An 8,545-nucleotide genomic window follows, 5' to 3' on the forward strand; every position below is an offset into this window, starting at 1 on the left:
TGGACATATTTGTTCAAGGCATTTTGACAGACGGTGTAAAGTTACCTTTGGTCGTGCTAGTTTAATGTCAATTTTTCGTATGCGTGGGCAAAACGTCAGTCAGAACATAGAGTTGGCGCCACGTTTTAAAGCGGTTTGCACGGTGCTAAACCCCTTATTTTTCAGCATTTTTTATTAGAGGCACGGGATTACATGGAAATCGGTCTGCGCGAGTGGCTGATCGTCATCGGCATTATTGTCATTGCCGGTATTCTTTTTGATGGCTGGCGCCGAATGCGCGGTGGCAAGGGCAAGCTCAAATTCCGTCTGGACCGCAACCTGTCCAACTTGCCCGACGACGACGGCAGCGCCGAGCTGCTGGGGCCGCCCCGCGTGCTGGATACCCATAAAGAACCCCAACTGGACGAGCACGACTTGCCGTCGATGAGCGCGCCAGTGCGTGAAGCCCGCGAGCCATCCTCCAAGCGTGGCAAACGCGCCAACGCCGGCGTGGCCGAGCCGCATCAGGGTGACCTGAACCTCGACGTCGATGAAGGCCCGAGCTTCAGCAGCCGCGATGATGATTTCCCGGATGAAAACGCGGGCAAGAACGCGCCGCGCCAGTCCGTGAACGATCAGCCGCCCGCCGAAGAAGTGCTGGTGATCAGCGTCATCTGCCGCGACGCCGCCGGCTTCAAAGGCCCGGCCCTGTTGCAGAACATCCTGGAAAGCGGCCTGCGGTTTGGCGAGATGGATATCTTCCACCGTCACGAAAGCATGGCGGGTAACGGCGAAGTGCTGTTCTCCATGGCCAATGCGGTCAAGCCGGGCACGTTCGACCTGGACGATATCGACCTGTTCAGCACCCCGGCCGTGAGCTTCTTCCTCGGCCTGCCAGGCCCGCGTCACCCGAAACAGGCGTTCGACGTGATGGTGGCGGCAGCCCGCAAGCTGTCCCAGGAACTGAACGGCGAGCTCAAGGATGACCAGCGCAGCGTCTTGACCGCGCAAACCATCGAACACTACCGTCAGCGCATCGTCGAGTTCGAGCGTCGCGCCCTGACACAGAAACGTTGAGGTTCGATCTTAAGCGTTGTCTGTAGAATCCGTGCACTAACATATTGAGCAGCTTCGGCTGCTCTTTTGCTTTATGAGAGAACACCCATGACCGCCGCCCACACCCGCATACTCGAACTGCGCGCTGAACTGGATCAGCACAACTACCGTTACCACGTCCTTGACGAGCCGAGCATTCCGGACGCCGAGTACGACCGGCTGTTCCACGAGCTCAAGGCCCTGGAGGCCGAGCACCCGGACCTGGTCACGCGTGATTCACCGACGCAGCGGGTCGGCAGTGCGGCGTTGTCGGCGTTCACCCAGGTCAAGCACGACATTCCAATGCTCAGCCTTGGCAATGCCTTCGATGAAACCACTATGCTCGAATTTGATCGCCGGGTGACCGAAGGGCTCGACCTGCCGGTGGGCGATCTGTTTGGCGGCGGGGCAGCGGTGGAGTACAGCTGCGAACCGAAGCTCGATGGCCTGGCGGTCAGCCTGCTGTATCAGGACGGCGAGCTGGTACGCGGCGCCACCCGTGGCGACGGCACCACCGGCGAAGACATCAGCGTCAACATACGCACCGTGCGCAATATTCCGTTGAAGCTGCACGGCAGCGGCTGGCCGGCGACCCTGGAAGTGCGGGGTGAAGTGTTCATGTCCAAGGCCGGTTTCGAACGGCTCAATGCCTCGCAACTGGACGTCGGCGGCAAGACCTTCGCCAACCCGCGTAACGCCGCTGCTGGTAGCCTGCGCCAGCTGGACTCGAAGATCACTGCCAGCCGCCCGTTGGAGTTCTGCTGCTACGGTGTGACCACCGACATCAGTGATACCCATATCGGCAACCTGCAACAACTGAAGAAGTGGGGCATGCCGATCAGCCACGAGCTGAAACTGGCCAAGGGTATCCAGGATTGTCTGGATTACTACCGCGACATCGGCGAGCGGCGTAACAGCCTGCCGTATGAAATCGACGGTGTCGTATTCAAGGTCAACAGCATCGCCTCCCAGCGCGAGTTGGGGTTCCGCGCCCGCGAACCGCGCTGGGCCATCGCGCATAAGTTCCCGGCCATGGAAGAACTGACCGAACTGCTCGACGTGGAATTCCAGGTCGGCCGTACCGGTGCCGTCACGCCGGTCGCGCGACTTAAACCGGTCAAGGTCGCGGGTGTGACCGTGTCCAACGCCACGTTGCACAATATGGATGAAGTTGCGCGCCTGGGGCTGATGATCGGCGACACCGTGATCATCCGCCGCGCCGGTGATGTGATTCCGCAGGTCGTGTCGGTCGTCCCCGAGCGCCGCCCGGAAAATGCCCGCGCGGTGCAGATCCCCGAAAGCTGCCCGGTGTGTGGCTCCCATGTGGAGCGCACGCAACTGGTCAAGCGCAGCAAGGGCAAGGAAACCGTCAGCGAAGGCGCGGTGTACCGTTGCGTCGGCCGTCTGGCCTGTGGCGCCCAGCTTAAGCAGGCGATTATCCATTTCGTTTCGCGCCGCGCCATGGACATCGACGGCCTGGGCGACAAGACCATCGAGCAACTGGTGGATGAAAAGCTTATCGGCTCGCCGGCCGACCTCTACACGCTCAAGTACGAGCAGATCATCGACCTGGAAGGCTTTGCCGATATTTCCAGCAAAAAGCTGATCACCGCCATCGAAAACAGCAAGACCCCGACCCTGGCGCGGTTTATCTACGCCTTGGGCATTCCCGACGTAGGCGAGGAAACCGCCAAGGTGCTGGCGCGCTCCCTGGCGTCTCTGGAGCGCGTGCAAAAAGCCTTGCCGGAAGTGCTGACGTACCTGCCGGACGTGGGCCTGGAAGTGGCGCACGAGATTCACAGCTTCTTCGAAGACAGCCACAACCAGGACGTGATCGGCGCGCTGCTGTCGCCGCAGGCATGCGGCCTGCAATTGCAAGATCAGGGCGAACTGAGCGCCGAATTCGCCGCCAGCACCACCTTGGGTGGTTTGCTCGACAAGCTCCACGTGCCCAGCGTCGGCCCTGGCGCTGCGCAGAAGCTGGCGGACAAGTTCGTTACCCTGGAAGGCGTGATCAAGGCCGACTGGCTGGATATGCGTCAGGCACTGCCCGAGAAGCAGGCCAAGGCTGTGCGCGAATTCTTCGATAACGCAGACAACGCCAACCACGCCCTGGCCATCGAGCAGCAGCTCAAGGATTTTGGCATGCATTGGGACAGCGAGAAGAAGGTAGTCGAAGGCTTGCCCGAGGCCGGGCATACCTGGGTGCTCACCGGCTCGCTGGAGCTGATGAGCCGTGACGTGGCCAAGGATAAACTTGAAAGCCTGGGCGCCAAGGTGGCGGGTTCGGTCTCGGCGAAAACCCACTGCGTGGTGGCGGGGCCGGGTGCCGGTTCCAAGCTGGCCAAGGCCAGTGAATTGGGCCTGAAGGTGTTGGATGAAGAAGCTTTCGTCGCCTTCCTCGCCAAACACAACATCCCCGTCTGATTCGGGACCTTTGTGGTGAGCCCGATTGCTGTGGTGATCGGGCTTGTTGTAGTGAGCGGGCTTGCCCCGCGCCGGGCTGCGAAGCAGCCCCCACACAGACGCTGAGGTGTTTCAGATAGACCGAAGTGCCTGGATCTGGGGCAGCTTCACCACCCAGCGCGGGGCAAGCCCGCTCACTACAATAATGTGGAACGATTTCGGCGGCGAAATGATCTAGTCTCAGTCACCCTGGGAGAGATCGCCATGTTCCGCTACTTCGAGCAACTCAGTTCGCGTATTGCTGCGCCCTTCGCGGCCGGCCCGTCTCGCGACAGCAAGGTATGGCAGTGCCGCTGCGGCCAATCCCTGTTCTTTCGCAACAGCCAGTGCCTGGCTTGTCAGGCACTGCTGGGTTATCAACCGCAACAAAGTCGACTCGCGTCCCTGCAGCCCGGCCCCGTAGAAGGCACGTGGCTGCAAGATGACAATCTCGACGCCGGCGCCTTCCGCCGCTGCGCCAACCTCGACACGCCGGCTGCCTGCAACTGGCTGATCCCGGCCCACAGCACTGCGCCGCTGTGCGTGGCGTGCAGCCTCAACCGCACCATCCCCGACCTGTCGATTCCGGAAAACCATGAGCGCTGGCGCAAAGTAGAAACCGCCAAGCGCCGCCTGGTCGCGCAATTGATCAGCCTCGGCCTGCAAGTCGTGCCCAAAACCGCCGACGAAGACAACGGCCTGGCCTTCGACTTCGTCGGTATCGACTTGGAAGGCAATGCGCCGATGACGGGTCATGCGAATGGCTTGATCACCCTCGACATCAAGGAAGCCGACGACGCCCACCGTGAAAAAGTCCGCGTACAAATGCGCGAACCCTATCGCACCCTGCTCGGCCATTTTCGCCATGAGGTCGGCCATTACTACTGGGACCGCCTGATCGCCGATACGCACTGGCTTGAAGCCTTTCGCGCCCTGTTCGGCGATGAACGCGCCAGTTACGCCGAGGCGCTCGACCAGCACTACCAGAACGGCCCGCGCCCCGACTGGCAGCAAACCTGCGTCAGTGCCTACGCCACCATGCACCCTTGGGAAGACTGGGCCGAAACCTGGGCCCACTACCTGCACATGATGGACGCCGTCGACACCGCCCTCGGCTTTGGCATGAGCGGTCGCGAGATGGACCTGGATTACCAGCCATTCCCCCTCAGCACGCTCTACGACCCCGAGCACCCTGGCGGCGCGGCGTTCCTATCGTTCGTCAACGCCTGGATCGAACTGGCCGGAATGCTCAACGAACTGTCGCGCAGCATGGGCCAGCCAGATTTCTATCCCTTCGTGCTACCACCGGCGGTGATCGCCAAGCTGCACTTTATTCACCTGGTGATCCAGGAAGAGGGCGGAAGGGCAGATGAGGTCGTGCACGCACAGTGATGAGCCAAGGTGGGAGGGGGCTTGCTCCCTCCCACAGGAGAACACGCCAATCTCCAGAGCTATGACAAGTACTTGAACCCCCTCATTTTTTAATCCGGCCCCAACGGTTGTAACTTCCGATGAGATCGGTACAATGGCCCCGCTTGCCGAGAGGCCAGCGTCGTTATGGTGACCCCATCGGTCCCCCCGCAACGATTACCCGTGAACCTGGTCAGAGCCGGAAGGCAGCAGCCACAGCGGGAACATTGTGTGCCGGGGTGTGGCTGGTGGGGTTGCCTCCAATCATCCAAGTGATTGATTCTTAACGGTTTTTCACCCTTTGCCACGCGGTGGTACAAGGAGTGATACATCCGTGTCGACCATCCCGTCCTACCTATTGCTGTCCCGCCACTCGGTCTACTACTTCCGAATCGTGGTGCCGGATGTCATTCGTCCGTTATTCGCTCAAAGAGAAATTCGTCGCTCCCTGCAAACTCGTTGCAAGCGGGAGGCGCTGATTCGTGGGCGTGACATTCTGGCTCAGGTCCAAGGTCTGTTCACGCAAGCGTTCCAGGGGAGTAGACCCTCTGTTGAGCTTCTGCGCGGTGCCTGGGAGGCAGGGGGCAAGCGCCTCGCGTGTTGGGCGTCGTGGCTGCGTCAGCAGCAGTTGCTTGGCGTCGCCATGCCTCTGCGCCTGAAGTCTTGCGGGAAGCGCCCCCAGTCGCCTTACAGGCCCCCACAGCTACGCCTTCCGTGATAGCAAAAGGGTCGGTACAGCAATCGCCTGGCTTCCTTGCAGTGGTCGACGAACAACTGGTCCAGCAGCGCCGGGAAGGCGTCGCGGTCAAGTCGCTAGACGACAAGCGTGCGGTAGCCGTGCTGCTGACCCGAATCATCGGTGACATGCCCATCGATCAGATAACCCGAAAGGACGCCCACCTGTTCCGGGAGACGGCGCTGAAGCTTCCGCCGCGCTTGCACCAGTTGCCGGACCAGCCCCTTGAGCAGCCGATTGCGGAGGCGACCACGACCATCAGTGTGACGACCTTCAACAACTACGTGAAGAACTTGACGACCTTCTTTTCGTACGCGGTCAAGGAGGGCTATTGCAGTCGCAATCCGTTCGATGGTCTGCGTGTGCATATTCGGCGCAAGGTCAGCGAGGAGCGAAGTGCTTTCAGTGCCGAGGACCTGAAGGCTTTGTTTCATACAGCCACGTATGCGCCGGCCCATGGTGGTAAACCAAATCAATACTGGCTCCCTCTCCTGGGGCTCTATACGGGGGCCAGGCTCAACGAACTGTGCCAGCTTTACACTGACGACGTGGTGACCATCGACGGTATTGCCTGCATCCACATACGGGCTACGAGGCCGGACCAGAAGCTAAAGACGGCGTCATCCGAGCGACTTGTGCCGATCCATTTCAAGCTTTTGGCATTGGGTTTCCTAGAGTACGTGACGAAGGTGAAAGATGCGGGCAACGAGCGTGTGTTCCCGGAGCTGACTTGCCACAAGAAGCACGGTTACAGTGCTGCGCCGTCGAAGTGGTTTACTCGGGTACGTGAGCAGTTGGGCTTCCGCGATGACGCTGCCAAGAAGGACTTTCACAGCTTTCGTCATACTTTGGCTGACCACCTAAAGCAGAAAGGTGTCTCTGAGTCATTAGTTGGTGGCGTGCTGGGTCATCAGTCAGGTGGAATCACGTTCGGTCGCTACGGGAAGGACTTTAAACCGGATGTTCTAGCGCCCGTGATTGAGATGGTGAGCCTGGCTTCACTATGAAAATTGAATAGGTGGATGTTTCAGCATGGCGGTTTGTCGGTTGTGTTCCTCGGATGCGCCGGGCTGGCTGCACTTTGGCTGGCCTTTGCTGTTACCATGCGCAACATGCCTTGACAGCCTTGTTCGCGGGGCTTGTCTTCAACATAAAGGTGACAAGATACGATCTGAAAGATAAAAAATTTTGTTGTTTGGCTTATTGCCAGGCACAAAAAACCCCGTCCCGTGAGGGGACAGGGTATCAGCGCTGCTGAAGGGGGAAAACTTGCAGGTAATAGCCCTTCAGCGACTCAACCAATGCCATAGGCAGGGGCTGTGGGGGAAGTGTGGGCTATACGGTATGCTAATACAATACCGTATAACTTCTAGCAGATAGCTGGCACACATTTCCTGCTCTCCTGTCATGGCGACCCACAAGGGAATCAGCCATGAGAGATATGAAACGACGACGTGTTAGGCGTCGCACACCGCAGTACCTCCGGACCGTACATGTCAGCTCTTACAGTCGTACTCGTTACGGGCAGCGGGAGAGCGTGTGTGAGCATTACCGCAGTCCACCTTGGACGCAGTTGATGTTCGACTTCTAAGCATCCACGGGGTGGGGAACTGCCCCGTTCTCTTTTCTTGGTCGGGATGTCACGTTCCTGGGTCAGTCGGTCGACCTTCCTGGAGATGATGTTCATTGCCTACATGACCAACTCGTCTTCGCGCATCTCACCGGTCGCTACCTTTTCTTCGCCCAGGACATATGCGCCGTCCTTGCGGATGGCCGGGAGGACTACCCGTGTTCCCCAATCCTGGAAGGCGCGGGCTGCAGGCTTATCGCTGCGCATCACTAGCTTGTACACGCCGGACTCCGTAAGGTTTTTTGCCGTTCCCATTCCTTTGGTAGAGGTTAAACCTCTGGCTAGAGGGCGTATCTCATCGGCTGATAGGAAGCTGAAGTTCGTGCCAGCTTGAGCCATGCCCAGGGAGTGGTGGACGTCGGCGGCGACAAACCTGGGGCTACCATCCCGCTCCACCAGGCGGACGTCTAAGGGGTCAAAGGCGAACTTTTGAAGGTAGCTCATTCCGAGGCCTCCAGCATCGGCCTGGTTGTGTGCAGGCGGCGTGTCATTTGCTGCACGTAAATCATCAGCTTCAGGGAGGAAGTGACGGGGAGGTCCAGGGCAACGCTTTTGTGAACCCGCTCGATGTCGTCAGCGTCCTGTCCATTGATGTTGTAGGACGCGCCCGAAATGTATCGGTATCATCCGCGCAACTATGAAAGGGACTTCGACATGCTCAAGAGAATCGCATTACTCGCCTTAATGGGAGCGACACTAACTGGTTGCGTCACAGCTCCGCCAACGAACTTCTCAGTTCCAGGCGTCCAGCGGACCGCCAACCAGCAGGCAGTAGAACTCAAGGCCGTTTCCGTTTCCTATGGCCTCCCCAGCGAACTCAAGGGCGACATTCCAACCTACGGTGAAGGTTTCCCCATCCTATGGGAGAAGTCGCTGGTGGAAGCGATAGACAAGGCTGGGGTGTTCAGCGACGACGCCCCGGACAAGGTCAACATCTTCGTAAAGGTACTGGAGCTAGATCCACCAGCCGGTGGCATCACCATGGTCACGCCCGCGCGTGCGCGCTACACCGTTGTGAGCCGCCGTACAGGGAAGACCCTGTTTGAAAAAGAAATCTACACGGAGGGGACTGTTCCGCCTGGCTACGCGTTTTCCGGGCTGGTTCGGCTCAAGGAATCGCTCAATCGGTCGGTGCAGGCGAACATAGCCCAATTCTGTAGTGGTCTAATGAAACCGGACACCCATTTAGGCGAGAATGCTCGCCAGATCGAGGTGTCAGATGACCAAACAACGCCGCTCCTTTACTCCTG

General features: G+C 59.2%; 7 protein-coding genes, 1 other RNA gene and 1 pseudogene. 8 read left to right on the plus strand and 1 reads right to left on the minus strand.

The annotated features are described in order from the left end of the window. Positions 1-192 precede the first annotated feature (192 nt). The 7 genes and pseudogenes from zipA to BM403_RS32280 all read left to right on the plus strand — a co-directional run. The gene (gene zipA / locus BM403_RS25490) at positions 193-1,056 is read left to right on the plus strand and encodes a cell division protein ZipA (RefSeq protein WP_015885325.1); all 864 of its coding nucleotides are present in this window, start codon (positions 193-195) and stop codon (positions 1,054-1,056) included. A gap of 87 nt (positions 1,057-1,143) precedes the next feature. Next, complete coding sequence (ligA, locus tag BM403_RS25495) at positions 1,144-3,501, plus strand: NAD-dependent DNA ligase LigA (protein ID WP_093545595.1); 2,358 nt, start codon at positions 1,144-1,146, stop codon at positions 3,499-3,501. Between the two features lie 243 nt (positions 3,502-3,744). After that, positions 3,745-4,911 (plus strand): zinc-binding metallopeptidase family protein, encoded by a 1,167-nt coding sequence (locus tag BM403_RS25500; RefSeq protein WP_093545598.1) that lies wholly within the window; start codon positions 3,745-3,747, stop codon positions 4,909-4,911. 175 nt (positions 4,912-5,086) lie between these two features. Further along, positions 5,087-5,183, plus strand: an RNA gene (gene ffs / locus BM403_RS25505) — signal recognition particle sRNA small type. Positions 5,184-5,326: 143 nt separating this feature from the next. Then, a complete protein-coding gene (locus BM403_RS32660; protein WP_371914032.1) occupies positions 5,327-5,647 on the plus strand; it encodes a DUF6538 domain-containing protein in 321 nt (106 codons plus the stop codon). Between the two features lie 41 nt (positions 5,648-5,688). After that, on the plus strand, positions 5,689-6,672 hold the full coding sequence (locus tag BM403_RS25510) for a site-specific integrase (protein ID WP_256577215.1): 984 nt from the start codon (positions 5,689-5,691) through the stop codon (positions 6,670-6,672). Between the two features lie 3 nt (positions 6,673-6,675). Continuing rightward, a pseudogene (locus tag BM403_RS32280) lies at positions 6,676-6,783 on the plus strand (hypothetical protein); the annotation flags it as partial. A 572-nt stretch (positions 6,784-7,355) separates the two neighbouring features. On the opposite strand, the gene BM403_RS25515 reads toward BM403_RS32280, so the two are convergent. Then, positions 7,356-7,739 carry a BRO-N domain-containing protein gene (locus BM403_RS25515; protein WP_093545601.1) on the minus strand — a complete coding sequence of 128 codons (384 nt, stop codon included), beginning with the start codon at positions 7,737-7,739 and terminating at the stop codon, positions 7,356-7,358. A gap of 210 nt (positions 7,740-7,949) precedes the next feature. On the opposite strand from BM403_RS25515, the gene BM403_RS25520 reads away from it, so the two are divergent. Beyond that, positions 7,950-8,545, plus strand: a 596-nt coding sequence (locus BM403_RS25520; RefSeq protein WP_175538103.1) for a hypothetical protein, incomplete at its 3' end; no start/stop codon positions are given.

The sequence above is a fragment of the Pseudomonas sp. OV546 genome (assembly GCF_900116845.1).
Classification (GTDB): domain Bacteria; phylum Pseudomonadota; class Gammaproteobacteria; order Pseudomonadales; family Pseudomonadaceae; genus Aquipseudomonas; species Aquipseudomonas petroselini.

What these genes read in the sequence shown, in the direction of transcription:
- zipA (WP_015885325.1), top strand. Translation starts at nt 193, where the DNA reads ATGGAAATCGGTCTGCGCGAGTGGCTGATCGTCATCGGCATTATTGTC.
- ligA (WP_093545595.1), top strand. Translation starts at nt 1,144, where the DNA reads ATGACCGCCGCCCACACCCGCATACTCGAACTGCGCGCTGAACTGGAT.
- BM403_RS25500 (WP_093545598.1), top strand. Translation starts at nt 3,745, where the DNA reads ATGTTCCGCTACTTCGAGCAACTCAGTTCGCGTATTGCTGCGCCCTTC.
- BM403_RS25515 (WP_093545601.1), bottom strand. Translation starts at nt 7,739, where the DNA reads ATGAGCTACCTTCAAAAGTTCGCCTTTGACCCCTTAGACGTCCGCCTG.